Consider the following 16,661-nt stretch of genomic DNA (forward strand, 5'->3'; position numbering starts at 1 on the left):
GCATATATGGAATCAATCTCACTGGATGCAATAGATTTGCGCCTGCTCGACGCGCTGCAGCGCGACGCCTCGCAAACCAACCAGCGCTTGGCCGAAAGCGTCGGCATTTCGCCGCCGACCTGCCTGCGCCGAGTGCAGCGCCTGCGGCAAGAAGGGCTCATCGAGCGGCAAGTCGCATTGCTTTCGCCCGACCGCCTGGCCATGGTGCAGGGCCACGGCCTGCAGGCGGTGGTCGAAGTTTCGCTCGACAGGCAAGACGCTGCGGCGCTCGACGCCTTCGAGGCGCGCGTAGTTGCCGACGATGCCGTGCAGCAATGCTGGCGCGTTTCGCCGGGCCCGGACTTCGTGCTGGTGGTGGCGGCCCGCGACATGCCCGGCTACGGCGCGCTGGCGCAGCGGCTCTTCAACGCCGACGCCAACGTGCGCAACGTCAAGGCCTTCTTCAGCCTGAAGCGCGCGAAGTTCGAGCCCCGGCTGCCGCTGGGCTGATCCGCCCGCCTCTTCAGGCCTTGGGCTTCTTCTGCGGGCGCTTCCAGTTGGGAAAGCTCACCGGCTTGCTCCGCGCCACGGTAAGGGCGCCCGGCTCGGTCGATTTGTTCACGGTCGACCCGCCCCCGATGGTGCCGCCCGCACCAATGGTGACCGGGGCCACCAGCACGCAGTTGCTGCCCACGTGCACGTCGTCCTCGATGACGGTGCGGTGCTTGTTGGCGCCGTCGTAGTTGGCGGTGATGCTACCCGCGCCGTAGTTGACGCGCTGGCCCACCGTGGCGTCGCCAAGATAGGCCAGGTGGTTGGCCTTGGCACCATCGGCCAGGGTCGAGTTCTTGACCTCGACGAAGTTGCCGATGTGCACTTCGGCCCCCAGTTGAGCACCGGGCCGCAGCCGTGCGAACGGGCCGATGAGCGACCTTTCTCCGACGGTTACGCCGGCTTTCTCGCCTTCGATGTGGGTGAACGGGTGGATCACCGCGCCCGCCTCGATGCGCGCATTGGCAATCACGCAGTTGGCGCCAATGCGCACACCCTCGCCCAGGAACACCGAGCCTTCGAACACGCAGTTGACGTCGATCTCGACGTCGGCCTCGCAAGCCAACGTGCCGCGCAGGTCGAACCGCGCCGGATCGGCGAGCCGCACGCCCTGGGCCATGAGCGCCTCGGCCTGCCGCAGCTGCCAGGCACGCTCGAGCGCCGCCAGCTGCGCGGGGCTGTTGATGCCGGCCACCTGGAGCGCGTCGGCCGTAACATGCGCGACCACCGGCACGCCGTCGGCGGCGGCCAGCTTGACGATGTCGGTGAGGTAGTACTCGCCCTGGGCGTTGCGGTTGTCCAGGCGGGCCAGCCAGCCCTTGAGCAGGGCGGCGGGCACGGCCATCATGCCGCTGTAGATTTCGCGAATTTCGCGCTGTGCCTCGGTGGCGTCCTTGTGCTCGACGATGGCCGTGACCTCGCCTTCCCGGCCTTCCGCGCGGACGATGCGCCCATAGCCCGTCGGGTCGTCGAACTCGATGGTCAGCAGCGCGAGCCGCTGGCCGGCGCTCGCGGCAATCAGCGCGCGCAGCGTTTCCTCGCCGATCAGCGGCACGTCGCCCGACAGCACCAGCACCGTGCCGTCTTCAGGCAGGAGCGGAACCGCCTGCTGCACCGCGTGGCCGGTGCCAAGCTGCGGCTCCTGCCGCGCAAACTGCAGCGCGGTGCCAACCCCGTTGCCGGAGGACATCGCCGCCTCGACCTCGGCCGCGCCGTGGCCGGTCACCACCACCACATGGCGGGCACCGATGCGCGCGGCTGTGCCGGTCACATGCGCGAGCAGTGCACGCCCGGCCAAACGATGCAACACTTTGGGCAGCCTGCTCTTCATGCGCGTGCCTTTGCCGGCCGCCATGATGACCACGTCGACCGGTCCCTGGTTGTCTTGCGGAATCTGATTCATGCTTCTTTCTACCCGAATGCGTTGCGCCAAGTTGGCGCGAATTATCGGCGTGCTGCTCGTGGCCGCCGCGCTGGGCGCGTGCAGCACGATCAAGCTGGCCTACAACAACCTGCCCGAACTGAGCTATTGGTGGCTCGACGCGTACCTGGATTTCGACGGTTCGCAAACGCCCAAGGTGCGCGACGAGCTCGCGCAACTGCTGAGCTGGCACCGGCAGAACGAGTTGCCCCGGGTGCTCGGCGTGCTGCAGGAAGCGCAGGCCCTGGCCCCGCGCGACGTGACCGCAGCCCAGGCCTGCCGCATGGCGGACCAGATCCGCGAGCGCCTGCTGGCGGTAACCGAGCGTGCGGAACCTGCCGGCACCGAGCTGGCCCTGAGCCTGACCGAGGCGCAACTGCAGCAGCTCGAGCGCAAGTATGCAAAGAACAATGCCGAGTACCGCAAGGAATGGCTCGACCGCAGCCCCGCCGAAGTGCAGGAAAAGCGCTACGAAAAGTTTCTCGATCGCCTCGAAGATTTCTACGGCCGGCTGACGCCCGAGCAGCGCGAGCTGGTGCGGCAGCAAGTGGCGCAGTCGGTGTTCGATCCGCGGCTGGCCGGCGCCGAGCGCCGCCAGCGGCAACAGGAGGCACTGGCGCTGCTGCGCGGCTTCAACGCGGCCAAGCCGCCGCCGGCCGAAGCGCGCGCGGCCATCCATGCCTACGTGGTGCGCATTGCCGATCCGCCGCCCGGGCCCTGGCGCGATCACCAGCAGGCACTTCTGCAGGAAGGCTGCCGCAACCTGGCGGCCCTTCACAACGCCACCAGCGCCAGCCAGCGAGAGCAGGCCGTTCGGCGGCTGCAGGCCTACCAGGACGATCTTCGGCAACTGGTGGCCGCGCGCTGAACTGCCCTGCCGCAAGATGCCGCAAGGCGCCGCGCGGTCAGATCAGGGGCGTGGGCCGCATCGGGCGTTCGAAATAGTCGCCCAGCGTTTCGAGCGCATGCGGCTCGAGAATGCGCAGCCAGCCCGCATCTAGCTTGTAGAGCCCCAGCCCCTGCAGCTTGCGCAGCGTCTTGTTGGTGTGCACCAGCGAGAGCCCGAGCGCATCGGCCAGGTGCTGCTGGTTGAACGGAAACTCCACCCAGCCGTCGCGCACCATGCCCACGCGCTCGGCCCGCCGGTACAGGTGCATCAGCAGCATGGCGACCCGTTCACTCGCATTGCGGCGGCCGGCGGTCACCAGGTTGTCGTCCACGATTTTTTCCTCGCGGGCGGCCAGCCAGGTGATGTCGTAGCCCAGCTTGGGCTGGGCATGGAACAGTTCCCAGAGCCGGTCGCGCGAGAAGGCGCACAGCGTGGTGTCGGTCACGGCCTCCACGCCGTGCGTCTGGCCGTCGGCAAATTCATCTTGCAGGCCGATGAAATCGCCGGGCAGCAGAAAACTCAGGATCTGGCGGCGGCCGTCGCTCAGGGTCTTGTAGCGAAACGCCCAACCCGAATAAAGGGTGAACAGTTGGGCGCTTGGCCGGTGCTCTTCGACGATGGCGCCACCGGCCGGAACACGGCGGGCGCCGACCCGGAAAGACTCGATGGTCTTGAGCTCTTCCGCCGAAGCCGGCAAGAAAGCCTCGAGCTTGCGCAACGCACAGTCGTCGCAGGGATTGGCCCCCTGCGGCGGCAAGGCAGGGGGTGAATGGTCCTCGAATTTCACGCGCCACTATAGGCTTTTTACCTGTGTCTTTTTACATTTCGGCGTGTGCCGGGGCTTCATAAACTTCGCACGTTTTTCACACCCGTTCGCATGACAGAAGAAACGTCGCTTTTCGAGATTTTTTATTGCAGCGTGCTCAAGCAAGACCTGCCACCCGCCACGGTCGGCGCCATAGTGACCCAGGCCCGTGCACGCAATGCGCAACACGAGATCACCGGCCTCCTGGTTTTTGACGGCATGCGCTTCTGCCAGCACCTCGAAGGCCCGCCCGAAGCCGTGAAAACGCTGATGCAGCGCATCGACCAGGATTCGCGGCACACCGACGTGCGGGTGGTTTACCAGGGCGCCCTGGCCGCCCGCCGTTATTCGGGCTTTGGCCTGGGCCTGGCCGAAAGTGAAGGGCCGCACCTCATGGCCGGGGTGCACGCACTGGAAGGCGAAGCCGCCCTGAAGCACTTCCTGGCGCTGCGCTCCAGTTTCGACATCAACGGCTGAAAACGAAAAAGGCGGCCGAAGCCGCCTTTCCGCCGTGGGGAGTCGACCGTTCAGGCCGCAGGATCCCACGAGTAGGTGGCACCGTAGCCATCCCACGCTTCCATGACGATGCGCTGGCCGGCGGCCACGTTCAGCGACTCGCCGGGGGCCAGCACCAGGTCTTCGCTGGCCATGGCCGAGGTGGCGTCCGGCGTGATCCACACCCGGCCCTGCTTCACGCGCAGCACGCTGGCCGACCGCGCCTTCAGGCTCATTGCCTCGCCGGGGGCAATTTGCCAGGCACCGCGGCGCACGGCCGGGGGAACGGCGGAAGCGTTACGGGCAGACGACAGGGAAGCGAGCGATTCGTTGGTGCAGACGGCGGTGGACATGATGAAACTCCTTGGGCTTGCCGAACTGCGATGACACGGATGGAGGCAATGGCGCAGTTCGGGAATGAATGATCGTTCTTGCCCTGTTGGCAGTCCAATGAAAACGAAGTAGCCTACTGATTCCGAATCCGCATCAATCGCCAGATGCCCTCCACGCCCCCGTCCATGCAGCACTCCCAAACCCATCTGCGCTCCCGCCCCATCTCGGCCGGGCACCTGCGCGCCTTCGAAGCCGTGGCGCGGCACCTGAACTTTCGCGCCGCGGCGGAAGAAATGGCGCTTACCCAGTCGGCGGTCAGCCGCCAGATCCAGTCGCTGGAGGAGGAAGTGGGCGTGGCGCTGTTCCTGCGCCATACGCGGGCGGTGGAGCTCACGAGCGCCGGGGCGCAGCTGCTGCTGGCGGTGCAGCAATCGCTGCCGCGCATCGATACCGCCGTGCGGCAGATTCGCCAGAGCGCAGGGCGCAAGAGCGTGTCGCTCACCACTTTTGCGTCTTTCGCATCGATGTGGCTCATTCCGCGGCTGGAGGCCTTTCAGCGCGACAACCCCGAAATCGACATCCGCATCGACGCGAGCGACGTGGCGGTCGACCTGGAAGTGGCCGACGTGGACATTGCCCTGCGCTATGGCCCGCGCGAGGCCATGCCGGCCACGGCGGTACGCCTCTTTGGCGAAACCCTGACGCCCGTGGCGAGCCCCTGGCTGCTGAAGAGCAGCCCGCCCATCAAGACGCCGGCCGACATTGCCGGCTTTACGCTCATCGAGGCCGGCGACGCGCACCGCACGCACCTCGAATGGCTGACCTGGCGGCGCTGGTTCGAAGTCAACGGCCTCGAGAGGGCGCAGCCCAAGCGCTGGCTCTACTTCAACTACGCCTATCAGATGGTGCAGGCCGCGCTCACCGGCCAGGGCGTCACGCTGGCGCGCAGCTCGCTCATTGCGGAAAGCCTGGCCAATGGCGACCTGGTGGAGGTGCTGCCGCAGCACCGCATGGATTCGCCGATGGGCTACTGGCTCATTGCAGGGCCGCGCAATGCGCTGCGGCCGGAAATCAGGGCTTTCTGGGATTGGCTCCAGGCACAGGCCATCACCACGCGCGAGACCATCGGCGAAGTGCCCGATCCAGACACTGTCGACAACATCGACTGATGCGACCATTCCAGGAACACCGCGGAACCGGCTTTGCCGGGCCGCTGGTGTTGCCCCCGGCGAGGGGGTTGGCGTAGCGACACGAAGTGCGCGCAGCCTGGGGGAGAGTCAGATGACTGGCCAGACGACGCCGTTGTCGTTGAGGATCGCGTCCAGCGGCAGGTCATGCGCCTCGGGCTCGTATTCGTCGAGAAAGCCGTTGGTAAAGCCCAGCCCCACCGTGAACGGGCGCGGCTCCAGCGCGGCCAGCGTGCGGTCGTAAAAGCCGCCGCCGTAGCCCAGCCGGTAGCCGCCGGCGCTGTAGCCCACGCAGGGCACGAACAGCAGCGTGGGCACGATGAGCTCGGTGTCCTTGGGCTTGGGAATGCCGTAGGCGTCTTCCTCCATCTGGCAACCCGGGTACCAGGCATGGAAGGTCAGCGTCTTGTGCACCTTGTTCATCACCGGCAGCCCGATGCGGCGGCGCTGCGGCTCGTCGATGAGTTCGCCGTCTTCCTTCCAGCGGTGCAATGCGGGCAGCGGATCGAACTCGCCCTTGATCGGCCAGTAGGCGCCAATCACGGTGTCGGGCCGGCCGACCAGCCAGATCCGCATGACCCGCTGCAGAAGGTCGGCCCTGGCAAGGCGGTCGGGCATGGCCAGGCGCTGCTCGATCAGCGCTTTTCGCAGCTGATCCTTGAGAAAACTCACGGTCGCCGAGGTGTCGGCATCCTTTGACTTGTCCATAATCCCCCGATGCAGTTCCCAAGCATTTTGGCATCCATGCGCCACCGCCCGCGCCGCGCAACGCCCGCACTCGTTTTTTCCGCTGTTTTGGCAGCCGCCGCACTGTTTTCGCAGCAGCCCGCGGCCGCGCAGGCCAACAGCAACGACGACGTGCTCATCCAGATGAAGCAGGCCTTCCAGCGCGGAGACAAGGGCCGCCTTGCCGCCCTGCTGCCCCAGGCGCGCGGCCATGCGCTCGAACCCTGGGCCGCCTATTGGGAGCTCAAGGCCCGCCTGCAGGAAGCCACGCCGAACGAGGTGCAAGACTTCTTCGCACGATACCCCGGCACCTACCAGGAAGACCGCCTGCGCAACGACTGGCTGCTGCTGCTGGGCCAGCGACGCGACTGGGACGGTTTTTCCGCCGCCATAGCTGGCTTCCGCATGGGCGACGACGCGCAGGTGCGCTGCTATGCGGTGCTGGTCGACGCCTTGCGCTCCGGCACGGCCACCCAGGCGCAGGCCGACGAGGTGCGCCGCAACTGGTTCGGCCAAAAAGAGGCTGACGACGGCTGCCTCACCGCCGCCGACCGCATGGTCGCGGCCCGACTGATCTCGACCAACGACGTCTGGAAGAAAGCCCGCCTGGCCATGGAAGCCAACCGCCCGCAGGCCGCGCGCGGGGCGGTGACCATTGCCGCGCCCGATGCACTGCCGCTCTTCGAAGAGCTGAACGCCAGCGCGGCCAAGTTCCTGGCGGGCCGCGCCTTCGTGGCCGCCAAGTCGCGCAAGGAGCTGGTGGTCCTGGCGCTCATCAAGATCGCCATGGCCGACCCCGAACAGGCCGCCACCCAGCTCGACAGCAAGTGGGGCCCGATGCTTTCCGCCGAAGAGCGCAACTGGCTCTGGGGCACCATCGGCCGGCAGGCGGCAAGCAAGCTCTCGCCCATGGCCGGCAGCTACTTCGCCAACGTCACCAAGAACAGCGACCTGTCCGACGACATGCTCGGCTGGCGCGTGCGCGCCGCGCTGCGCAACGGCCAGTGGAAAGAGGTGGCGCCCGCCATCAACGCCATGAGCGAAACCGCCCAACTGGAGCCCACCTGGGTCTACTGGAAGGCGCGTGCGCTCAGCGCGGCAGGCGGCGACGAGCGCCGCGCCCAGGCGCGCGAGCTCTACCAGAGCATTGCCGGCACGCGCGGCTTCTACGAAATGCTGGCGCTCGAAGAACTCGGCCAGCGCACCGTGACGCCAACGCGCCCGGCGCCCCTCACCCCCGAAGAGAAGAACGCCGCGCGCAGCAACCCCTCGCTCAGCCGCGCCCTCTACGCCATTGCCATCGGCCTGCGCCCCGAGGGCACGCGCGAATGGAACTACGCCACCAACCTGCACGACAAGGGCGGCATGGACGACCGCGCACTGCTGGCCGCGGCCGACCTCGCCTGCCAGCGCGAAGTGTGGGACCGCTGCATCAACACCAGCGAGCGCACCAAGGGCGTGATCGACGCGGAGCAGCGCTTTCCCATGCCTTTCCACGACACGGTGCTGCGCAAGAGCCAGGACATCGGTCTCGATCCGGCCTACGTCTACGGGTTGATCCGCCAGGAAAGCCGCTTCATCATGGACGCGCGCTCGGGCGTGGGTGCCTCGGGCCTCATGCAGGTCATGCCCGCCACGGCCCGCTGGACCGCCCGCAAGATCGGCATGAACGACTTCACGCCGGGGCAGATCAACGACCGCGAGACCAACATCACCATCGGCACCAACTACCTGAAGCTGGCGCTCGACGATTTCGACGGCTCCATGGCGCTGGCCGCCGCGGCCTACAACGCCGGCCCCGGCCGGCCGCGCAACTGGCGCAACGGCCCGGTGATGGAGGCCGCGATCTGGGCCGAGAACGTGCCCTTCAACGAAACGCGCGACTACGTGAAGAAGGTGCTGGCCAACACCACCAACTACGCCGCGCTGATCAGCGGGCGCCCGCAATCGCTGAAAGAGCGCCTGGGCCGGGTGGGCCCGCGCGATGCCTCCGAACCCGAACCCAACAAGGACCTCCCCTGACATGAGCTGGGGCGACCAGGTACTCGACACCGTTGCGGCCGAGTTCTCGGACGTGGGCGACGTCGCCCAGCTCACGCGCATCGTGGTTCGCCTGATGCTCGCCGCGGTCATCGGCTTCATGCTCGGCTTCGAGCGGGAGCAGCAGGGCAAGGCGGCCGGCGTGCGCACCCACATGCTGGTGGCCATCGGCTCGGCGCTGTTCGTGCTCATTCCGCAGCAGACCGGCATTGTTCCGGCCGACATGAGCCGGGTGATCCAGGGCCTGGTGGCGGGCGTGGGCTTTCTTTGCGCCGGCACCATCCTCAAGCAGGGCAAGGACGAGCACCAGGTGCAAGGCCTCACCACCGCCGCCGGCCTGTGGATGACCGCCGCCATCGGCATGGCCTGCGGGCTCGGCCGCGAAGTGACCGCGGTCTTGAGCGCGCTGCTGGCGCTGGCCGTGCTCGCGCTGGTGCCGCGCCTGGTAAACCTGATCGAGCGCCTTGTCGGCCCGCCGCGCGACGAAGGCAAGAACGGCGAGGCGTCCCGCGTGATCGCCTCCCCCGAAGACACGCCACCGCGCTGAAAAGAGAACGGCCCGGCGCGCCGCACGCATCAATTCGCCTGCGCTTCAGCATCAATCGGCGCGCACGGCCCCGCTAGCATTGAAGGTTTTCTTTCATCTGAACTGCAGGATCACAACGCGATGCGCAAGCTCTACATCGGCAACAAGAACTACTCGTCCTGGTCCATGCGGCCCTGGGTGCTCATGAAGCAGGCCGGCATTCCGTTCGAGGAAGTGAAGGTGCGCTTCGATTCGTTCGAAGCCGGTTCGCAGTTCAAGAAAACCATCGGTTCGCTGAACCCCGTTGCCAAGGTGCCGGTGCTGGTCGACGGCGACCTGGTGGTGTGGGACACGCTGGCCATTGCCGAATACCTGGCCGAGACCTTTCCCGAAAAGCAGCTGTGGCCCCGCGCCGCGGCCGACCGGGCCCGCGCGCGCAGCATCTGCGCCGAAATGCACTCGGGCTTCGGAAATCTTCGCAGCCTCTGCGTCATGAACATCGAGGCGTCGCTGGCCGATGTCGGCGCACGGCTGCTGAAGGACAACCCCGGCCTTCAGGGCGAGGTCGACCGCATCGTGCAGATGTGGACCGACCTGCTCAGTGCCCATGGCGGCCCGATGCTGTTCGGCGAATTCAGCAATGCCGATGCCTACTTCGCACCCGTGGGCACGCGCATCAAGACCTACGGGCTGCCGGTGCCGCCGGTCATCTCGGCCTACATCGAGCGTGTGCAGGCCCTGCCCGGCGTCAAGGCGTGGATCGACGACGCCTTGGCCGAGAAAGACTTCCTGCAGTTCGAAGAGCCGTACCGCAAGGCGCGCTGAGCCGCTCTTTGCGGGTGAGCTCTAGAAGCGGTAGGTCACCGCGAGGTAGGTCACGATCGGATTGAGCTTGAGCCTGGCTTCGCTGGTGGCCACCGGCAGGCCTGTGATCGACGTGGTGGTGAGCTTGGCCTTGGTCTTCAGCGGAATGTAGGACACCGAGAACGACACGCCCCAGTTCTTGTCGAACTGGTAGGCCACACCGGCATTGAGCACGGGTGCGAACGAACTGTCGAGCTTGGCGGTGGTCGAGGTGGAAAGCGGCGGCTGCCGTACCTGGCTGCCCAGGGCGCCCTGCAGGCCCGGCGTGAGCTTGACGTCGCTGTACCAGACATAGGTGGCGCCCAGGCCCACGAACGGACGGAAGGCACTGCTGCCTTCGTTGAAGTAGTACTTGCCAAGAATCGTCGGGCTCCATTGCCGCGCTTCGCCCAGCTCGCCGATGCGGGCCAGCGTGCCTTCGCCGTCGAGCTTGAACTTTGGCGGAATGCCCAGCACACCCTCCACGGCCCAGTGGCTGTCGACGAAATAAACCGCGCTCAGGCCCAGCGTGTCCGCATCGCTCACCGACGCGCCCGAACCGGGCACCACGCTGCGCACCGGCGCCGTGAACGTGAGCGGCTTGCTCGAGTCCTGCGGCGACATCCGAAGCCAGCCTGCGCCGATGACCCAGTCCCCGGCGTTCTGCGCCCAAGCGCCACCTGACGCCATTGCGCTCATTGCCGCCAGCGCAAACATTGTTTTCTTCATGCTGAGATTGCTCCTTTGGTTTTAATGTTCGTGGCACGTGGCAGCTGCTGGAACAGCGGCTGCCTTTCGGGCAAATCGGCGAACGTTCCTTTGATTTGCCGGAAAATTATCGAACGGTCGTTCTATTTTTTGGAGTATGGATATCCCTACACTGGGGCGCATGAAAACGTATCTCGTCGGTGGCGCGCTGCGTGACCGGCTGCTCGGGCGGCCGGTGTCCGACCATGACTGGCTGGTGGTGGGCGCCACACCCGAAGAAATGACGTCGCGCGGCTACCTGCCCGTGGGGCGCGACTTTCCGGTGTTCCTGCACCCACAGACCCGCGAGGAATATGCGCTGGCCCGCACCGAGCGCAAAAGCGCTCCCGGCTACCGCGGCTTCACCGTGCATGCGTCGCCAGACGTCACCCTGGAGCAAGACCTGGCGCGGCGCGACCTCACGGTCAACGCCATTGCAATGCCCGCAGAGTGGGTGCAGCCCGACGGAAGCTTCGAGCCCGACGCCGACAAGCTGGCCGACCCCTTCCATGGCCGGCGCGACCTAGAACAACGGCTGCTGCGGCATGTGACCGATGCCTTCCGCGAAGACCCGGTGCGCATCCTGCGGGTGGCGCGCTTTGCGGCGCGCTTCGACAACTTTTCGGTCGCACCTGAAACCATGGCCCTGATGCGCGAAATGGTCGAGGCCGGCGAAACCGATGCACTGGTGGCCGAGCGCGTCTGGCAGGAGCTTGCCCGCGGCCTGATGGAAACGCGCCCCTCGCGCATGTTCGACGTGCTGCGAGGCTGCGGCGCGCTGGCCGTGCTGCTGCCCGAAGTCGACAGGCTCTGGGGCGTGCCGCAGTCCGCGGAGCATCACCCCGAGGTAGACACCGGCGTGCACCTGATGATGGTCCTCGACACCAGCGCCAGGCTGAAGGCGCCGCTGGCGGTGCGCTTTGCCTGCCTGATGCATGACCTTGGCAAGGGCACGACCGAACCCGGCCTGTTGCCGCGCCATGCCGGCCACGAGAAGCGCAGCGCCGAACTGCTGCACGCGGTGTGCGACCGCTGGCGCGTGCCGGTCGACATTCGCGAACTGGCCGAAGTGGTGGCGCGCGAGCACGGCAACATCCACGCCAGCGGCGAACTCGATGCACCCGAGCTGGTGCGCCTGCTGGAGCGCTGCGATGCGTTCCGCAAGCCCGCGCGCTTTGCCGAGGTGCTGCTGGCTTGCGAGTGCGACTCGCGCGGCCGGCTGGGGTTCGAAAACCACCCCTACCCCCAGCGCGAGCGGCTGCTGGGGGTGCTTCGCGCGGCGGCCGGCGTGGCCACCGACGCGGTGGCACGCACGGCTCAGCAGTCGGGCGCCACGGGTCCGCAGATCGGAGAGGCGATCCATCGCGCACGCGTGGAGGCCGTGGCCGCGTTGCCGGGCTGAATGTCTGGCTGAATGTCTGGCTGAAGCGCCGCCGCCGCGGGCATACGTCCGACTTTGGCCGACACGGGAATTGCTATGCCCGTGTTATGGTTTTCGGCGATGCCAATGTCCTCACAAGTGCCCTCACAACTGCCCCCTCCGTTGGGGCGAGATTCAGCTCTTTTTCTCGACTTCGACGGCACGCTGGTCGCACTTGCGCCCACTCCCGAGGCTGTCGAAGTTCCTCCCGCGCTGGTGGCACTGCTCGAGAACCTGCGCGACCAGCTCGGCGGCGCCCTGGCCGTGGTGTCGGGCCGCCAGATCGACGCCATCGACCGCTTTCTTGCGCCGCTGCGGCTGCCGGCGGCTGGCGAACACGGCGTGCAGCGGCGCGACTCGAAGGGCCGCATGCAGGAGCAGCACGCCCCCGACCTGGTGCCCATTCTCGATATTGCCAATGAACTGGCGCGCGTGCACGAAGGCCTGCTGGTCGAGCGCAAGCACGCGGCCATTGCACTGCACTACCGGCTCGCGCCGCAGCTCGAGGCCGTGTGCCGCGACGCCATGACGCGCGCCATTACGGGCCGACCGCAACTCGAGCTCCTGCACGGCAAGTTCGTGTTCGAGGTCAAGCCAACGGGCATCAACAAGGGCATTGCGATCGAGGCCTTCATGAACGAGCCCCCGTTCGCCGGACGCACGCCGGTCTTTGCGGGCGATGACACCACCGACGAGAGCGGCTTTGCGGTGGTGCAGCCGCGTGGCGGCATCGGCATCAAGGTGGGCTCGGGCCCGAGCCTGGCGCTGCACCGGCTCGAATCGCCGCGGGCGGTGTACGAATGGCTGGTGCAGTTGCGCGATCAACTGGCTGCGCCGGAACACAAGAAAGATGAAAACCCGAGGAGTGCTGGATGAGCGAACTGCAACTGCCCAAGGCACCTGAAGACCGTGCGGGCATTTCGCTTGCCGGCGCCGCCGGGCCCGACGACCGGGCGCCGGTCGATCCGCGTGCCGCGGCTTCGGCGGTTCCGCGCGGCTTCGGGCCGCCGGCCGAGCCTTCGCTCAATGTCGGCGTGATTGGAAACTGCGCCTACAGCGCGCTCATCGACGCACGCGGGCGCGCCGTGTGGTGCTGCCTGCCGCGCTTCGATGGAGACCCGGTGTTCAACGCCCTGCTGCACCCCGGCGAAGACGCCGGCGCCTGGGCCATCGAGATCGAGGATTTCGCCTCCAGCAAGCAGTGGTACGAACCCAATACCGCGGTGCTGCGCACTCAGCTGTTCGACAGCGCGGGCCAGGGCATCGAGATCACCGACTTTGCGCCGCGCTTCTACAGCCGATCGCGCTACTTCCGTCCGTTGATGCTGGTGCGCCGCGTACGGCCGATTGCCGGCGCGCCGCGCATCCGCGTGGCGCTCGACCCGCGGTTCCAGTGGGGTGCCTCGGCGCCGGTGGAAGTTACGCGCGGCAGCAACCACATCCGCTACGTGGGGCCTGACCTCACGCTGCGGCTCAACACCGACGCATCGATTTCGCACATTCTTTCGCGCCAGCCTTTCGTGATCTCGCGCGAATACAACTTCATGTTCGGCGTCGACGAAACCCTGCTCGACGGCATTGCCGACACGGCGCGCAGCTTCGAGCAGGAAACCATTGCCTACTGGCGCACCTGGAGCAAGCGGCTGGCCATTCCGTTCGAGTACCAGGACGCGGTGATCCGCGCCGCCATCACGCTCAAGCTATCGCTCTACGAAGACACCGGCGCCATCGTGGCGGCCATGACCACGAGCATTCCCGAGGCGCCGGGCAGCCAGCGCAACTGGGACTACCGCTACTGCTGGCTGCGCGATGCCTTCTTCGTGGTGCGGGCGCTCAATTCGCTGAGCGAAGTCGGCACCATGGAAGACTACCTGCGCTGGCTGGGCAACGTGGTGATTGGCTCGCACGGCGAGCACATCCAGCCGCTCTACGGCATCGGGCTGGAGCGCGAACTGCCGGAGTCGATGGTCGAGAACCTCGCGGGCTACCGCGGCATGGGCCCCGTCCGCGTGGGCAACCAGGCGCAGGAGCACTTCCAGCACGACGTCTACGGCAACATCGTGCTCGGCGCCGCGCAGGCCTTTCACGACCACCGGCTGCTCGCACGCGCGGGCGTGGCCGAGTTTCCGCACCTTGAAGCGGTCGGCGAGCAGGCGATTCGCGTCTATGGCACGCCGGACGCCGGCATGTGGGAGCTTCGCACCCGCGCCCGCGTGCACACCAGCTCGGCACTGATGAGCTGGGCCGCCTGCGACCGGCTGGCCAAGATCGCGCGTGCGCTGGAACTGCCCGAGCGTGCCGCGTACTGGCACGGCCATGCCGCGCGCATGAAGGAAGAAATCCTGGCCAAGTCGTGGTGTGAGGAGCGCCAGGCCTTTGCCGAGAGCTTTGGCGGCCACGAGCTGGACGCCAGCATTCTGCTGATGGTCGAGGTGGGTCTGATCGACGCGCGCGACCCGCGCTTCATTTCCACCGTCGACGCCATGGAAAAGTCGCTGTGCGACGGCCCCTACATGCGCCGCTACGAAGCGGCCGACGACTTCGGCAAACCCGAGACCGCATTCAACATCTGCACCTTCTGGCGCATCGACGCGCTGGCCAAGATCGGCCGCAAGGCCGAGGCCCGCCAGATCTTCGAGACCATGCTGGCGGCGCGCAATCCGCTCGGCCTGCTCTCGGAAGACACGCATCCGGTCACGGGCGAGATGTGGGGCAACTTCCCCCAGACGTATTCGATGGTCGGCATCATCAACGCGGCGGTTCGGCTGTCGGCGCCTTGGGATTCGTGCATATGAGCGCCGCGCAGGACCGCTCCAAGCAAGCTCGCCCCCGCCTGGCGGGGAGGCGCGCAGCGCCAGGGGTGCACCAATGAGTCGTCTGGTTGTTGTTTCGAATCGCGTGGCGGACCCACGCAAGCCCGCCGCGGGCGGCCTGGCCGTTGCGCTCGGCGAAAGCCTGCAGCAAAGCGGCGGCCTGTGGTTCGGCTGGAGCGGGCAGATCGTGGAAGACGGCCCCACGGGTGAAGGCGAGCTGCACATGCAGCAGGCCGGCAAGGTCACGCTCGCCACCATCGACCTGAGCCGCGAGGACCACGACAGCTTCTACCTGGGCTACAGCAACGACGTGCTGTGGCCGGTGTTCCACAACCGGCTCGACCTTGCCCACTTCGAAGCCGGCTTCATCGGCGGCTACCGGCGCGTGAACCAATTGTTCGCGCGCAAGCTGATGCCGATGCTCAAGCCCGACGACATCATCTGGATCCATGACTACCACCTGATGCCGCTCGCGGCCGAGTTGCGCGCCATGGGCTGCACGCAGCGCATCGGCTTCTTCCTGCACATTCCGCTGCCGCCGCAGATCATCATTGCGGCCGTTCCGCAGCACGAGTGGCTCATGCGCTCGCTGTTCTCCTACGACCTGATCGGCTTCCAGGCGCAGCAGGACGTGCAGCATTTCGAGCACTACGTGCGCAACGAGGCGCATGGCGAATACCTGGGCGACGACATGTACCGCGCCTACGGCCAGACGGTGCGCTGCAGCGCCTTCCCCATCGGCATCGACGTCGACGAGTTCGCGGCGCTCACGCATGCCAAGGAGTCGCGGGACATGTTCGAGACCATGAAGCGCGAATACTCGCAGCGGCGGCTGCTGCTGGGCATCGACCGGCTCGACTACTCCAAGGGCATTCCGCAGCGGGTGCGCGCCTTCCGCGAGCTGCTTGCCAACTACCCCGAGAACCGCCGCAGCGCCACGCTGATCCAGATTGCCTCGCCCACGCGCGAAACGGTCGATGCCTATGGCGACATTCGGCGCGAGCTCGAATCGCTGTGCGGTGCCATCAATGGCGACTACGGCGAGCTCGACTGGATGCCGGTGCGCTACATCCACCGCATGGTGGCGCGCAAGCGCGTGCCGGGGCTCTGCCGCGCGGCCGCGGTGGGGCTGGTCACGCCGCTGCGCGACGGCATGAACCTGGTGGCCAAGGAATACATCGCCGCGCAGGACCCGGCGGACCCCGGTGTGCTGGTGCTCTCGCGCTTTGCCGGCGCGGCCGAGCAGCTGAAGGAAGCGCTGCTGGTGAACCCCTACGACACGCACGGCACGGCCGAAACCGTGCAGCAGGCGCTCCAGATGCCGCTTGAGGAGCGGCGCGAACGGCACCAGAAGCTGCTGTCGCGCATCCGAGAGCAAGACATTCACTGGTGGCGGCGCAGCTTTCTCGATGCGCTGCGCGAAGCCGCGAGCCAGCGGTAAGAGGCCGGGCGGCTAGGTTCCGGTCAGGAGCCGCACCAGCCGCATCACCGGCCGCGCCTCCGCGGGCCGGGAGGGCGGCGCAACCGCCGCCTGCCGCGGTGCATGCACGCGCAGCCGCACCGGGGTGAGCGCCGAGAGTTCGATCCAGCCGCCGCGCTCCAGGCGATGCACGTCGCCTTCGTTCAGCACGGTCTTCGCGGTGAACACCGTGTCGCCGAACCATGACGGCGGCGACACGAGCTGGGCGCAGCCTTCCTGCATTTCGATCCAGGCCGCGGGATCGAGCGAGGCACGCAGGGCCTGCCCAGGGAGCAGCACGAGGGTATCGGGCAATCTATCGAGCGTGAGGGGAGACATGGGCGCACCTTCTGGAGTTGGTGCGGTCATCGTAGGAATTCGGGCGCCCGGAAAACAGGCACACGCCAAGGCGATTCGCACCGGAACA

At 67.0% G+C, this 16,661-nt stretch carries 17 protein-coding genes; 11 read left to right on the top strand and 6 right to left on the bottom strand.

Annotation, left to right across the window (positions count from 1 at the left end; all coding sequences use genetic code 11):
• Window positions 1–6: 6 nt before the first annotated feature.
• Window positions 7–489 carry an Lrp/AsnC family transcriptional regulator gene (locus V9L21_RS15635; protein WP_337313338.1) on the top strand — a complete coding sequence of 161 codons (483 nt, stop codon included), beginning with the start codon at window positions 7–9 and terminating at the stop codon, window positions 487–489.
• Between the two features lie 13 nt (window positions 490–502).
• Here V9L21_RS15635 and glmU read toward each other — a convergent pair whose 3' ends face one another.
• Window positions 503–1,933 carry a bifunctional UDP-N-acetylglucosamine diphosphorylase/glucosamine-1-phosphate N-acetyltransferase GlmU gene (glmU, locus tag V9L21_RS15640; protein ID WP_337313339.1) on the bottom strand — a complete coding sequence of 477 codons (1,431 nt, stop codon included), beginning with the start codon at window positions 1,931–1,933 and terminating at the stop codon, window positions 503–505.
• On the opposite strand from glmU, the gene V9L21_RS15645 reads away from it, so the two are divergent.
• The gene (locus V9L21_RS15645; RefSeq protein ID WP_337313341.1) at window positions 1,932–2,819 is read left to right on the top strand and encodes a DUF6279 family lipoprotein; all 888 of its coding nucleotides are present in this window, start codon (window positions 1,932–1,934) and stop codon (window positions 2,817–2,819) included. The genes glmU and V9L21_RS15645 overlap by 2 nt on opposite strands.
• Window positions 2,820–2,856: 37 nt before the next feature.
• On the opposite strand, the gene V9L21_RS15650 is transcribed toward V9L21_RS15645, so the two are convergent.
• Window positions 2,857–3,627: a Crp/Fnr family transcriptional regulator gene (locus V9L21_RS15650; protein ID WP_337313343.1), complete on the bottom strand. Its 771-nt coding sequence runs from the start codon at window positions 3,625–3,627 to the stop codon at window positions 2,857–2,859.
• A gap of 90 nt (window positions 3,628–3,717) precedes the next feature.
• Here V9L21_RS15650 and V9L21_RS15655 point away from each other — a divergent pair, with 90 nt between their 5' ends.
• Window positions 3,718–4,122, top strand: a complete 405-nt coding sequence (locus V9L21_RS15655; RefSeq protein ID WP_337313344.1) for a BLUF domain-containing protein — start codon at window positions 3,718–3,720, stop codon at window positions 4,120–4,122.
• Between the two features lie 50 nt (window positions 4,123–4,172).
• Here the strand turns inward: V9L21_RS15655 and V9L21_RS15660 are convergent, their stop codons facing one another.
• Window positions 4,173–4,493 carry a DUF2917 domain-containing protein gene (locus tag V9L21_RS15660; RefSeq protein WP_337313346.1) on the bottom strand — a complete coding sequence of 107 codons (321 nt, stop codon included), beginning with the start codon at window positions 4,491–4,493 and terminating at the stop codon, window positions 4,173–4,175.
• A 165-nt stretch (window positions 4,494–4,658) separates the two neighbouring features.
• Here V9L21_RS15660 and V9L21_RS15665 point away from each other — a divergent pair, with 165 nt between their 5' ends.
• Entirely contained in the window at window positions 4,659–5,642 is a 984-nt protein-coding gene (locus V9L21_RS15665; RefSeq protein WP_157612102.1) for a LysR substrate-binding domain-containing protein, read from the top strand.
• 108 nt (window positions 5,643–5,750) lie between these two features.
• Here V9L21_RS15665 and V9L21_RS15670 read toward each other — a convergent pair whose 3' ends face one another.
• Window positions 5,751–6,368, bottom strand: coding sequence for a 5-formyltetrahydrofolate cyclo-ligase (locus tag V9L21_RS15670; RefSeq protein WP_337313348.1), 618 nt, complete (start codon window positions 6,366–6,368; stop codon window positions 5,751–5,753).
• Between the two features lie 36 nt (window positions 6,369–6,404).
• On the opposite strand from V9L21_RS15670, the gene V9L21_RS15675 reads away from it, so the two are divergent.
• The 3 genes from V9L21_RS15675 to V9L21_RS15685 all read left to right on the top strand — a co-directional run bounded on the left by V9L21_RS15675 (window position 6,405) and on the right by V9L21_RS15685 (window position 9,777).
• Window positions 6,405–8,408 (top strand): lytic transglycosylase domain-containing protein, encoded by a 2,004-nt coding sequence (locus V9L21_RS15675; protein ID WP_337313350.1) that lies wholly within the window; start codon window positions 6,405–6,407, stop codon window positions 8,406–8,408.
• A 1-nt stretch (window position 8,409) separates the two neighbouring features.
• On the top strand, window positions 8,410–8,973 hold the full coding sequence (locus V9L21_RS15680; RefSeq protein ID WP_337313352.1) for an MgtC/SapB family protein: 564 nt from the start codon (window positions 8,410–8,412) through the stop codon (window positions 8,971–8,973).
• 120 nt (window positions 8,974–9,093) lie between these two features.
• Window positions 9,094–9,777, top strand: coding sequence for a glutathione S-transferase family protein (locus tag V9L21_RS15685; protein ID WP_337313354.1), 684 nt, complete (start codon window positions 9,094–9,096; stop codon window positions 9,775–9,777).
• A 21-nt stretch (window positions 9,778–9,798) separates the two neighbouring features.
• Here V9L21_RS15685 and V9L21_RS15690 read toward each other — a convergent pair whose 3' ends face one another.
• Complete coding sequence (locus V9L21_RS15690) at window positions 9,799–10,524, bottom strand: OmpW/AlkL family protein (RefSeq protein ID WP_337313356.1); 726 nt, start codon at window positions 10,522–10,524, stop codon at window positions 9,799–9,801.
• 160 nt (window positions 10,525–10,684) lie between these two features.
• Between V9L21_RS15690 and V9L21_RS15695 the strand changes: the two genes are divergently transcribed.
• The 4 genes from V9L21_RS15695 to otsA all read left to right on the top strand — a co-directional run bounded on the left by V9L21_RS15695 (window position 10,685) and on the right by otsA (window position 16,216).
• Complete coding sequence (locus V9L21_RS15695; RefSeq protein ID WP_337313358.1) at window positions 10,685–11,944, top strand: multifunctional CCA addition/repair protein; 1,260 nt, start codon at window positions 10,685–10,687, stop codon at window positions 11,942–11,944.
• Window positions 11,945–12,043: 99 nt separating this feature from the next.
• Window positions 12,044–12,838 (top strand): trehalose-phosphatase, encoded by a 795-nt coding sequence (otsB, locus tag V9L21_RS15700; protein WP_443304978.1) that lies wholly within the window; start codon window positions 12,044–12,046, stop codon window positions 12,836–12,838.
• The gene (locus tag V9L21_RS15705; RefSeq protein ID WP_258504097.1) at window positions 12,835–14,757 is read left to right on the top strand and encodes a glycoside hydrolase family 15 protein; all 1,923 of its coding nucleotides are present in this window, start codon (window positions 12,835–12,837) and stop codon (window positions 14,755–14,757) included. Before otsB ends, V9L21_RS15705 begins: the two co-directional genes overlap by 4 nt.
• Before the next feature lie 73 nt (window positions 14,758–14,830).
• Window positions 14,831–16,216 carry an alpha,alpha-trehalose-phosphate synthase (UDP-forming) gene (gene otsA, locus V9L21_RS15710; RefSeq protein WP_157612093.1) on the top strand — a complete coding sequence of 462 codons (1,386 nt, stop codon included), beginning with the start codon at window positions 14,831–14,833 and terminating at the stop codon, window positions 16,214–16,216.
• A 12-nt stretch (window positions 16,217–16,228) separates the two neighbouring features.
• On the opposite strand, the gene V9L21_RS15715 is transcribed toward otsA, so the two are convergent.
• Complete coding sequence (locus V9L21_RS15715) at window positions 16,229–16,573, bottom strand: hypothetical protein (RefSeq protein ID WP_337313364.1); 345 nt, start codon at window positions 16,571–16,573, stop codon at window positions 16,229–16,231.
• Between the last annotated feature and the right edge of the window lie 88 nt (window positions 16,574–16,661).

Source organism: Variovorax sp. CCNWLW235 (assembly GCF_037204085.1).
Taxonomy (GTDB): Bacteria; Pseudomonadota; Gammaproteobacteria; order Burkholderiales; family Burkholderiaceae_C; genus Variovorax.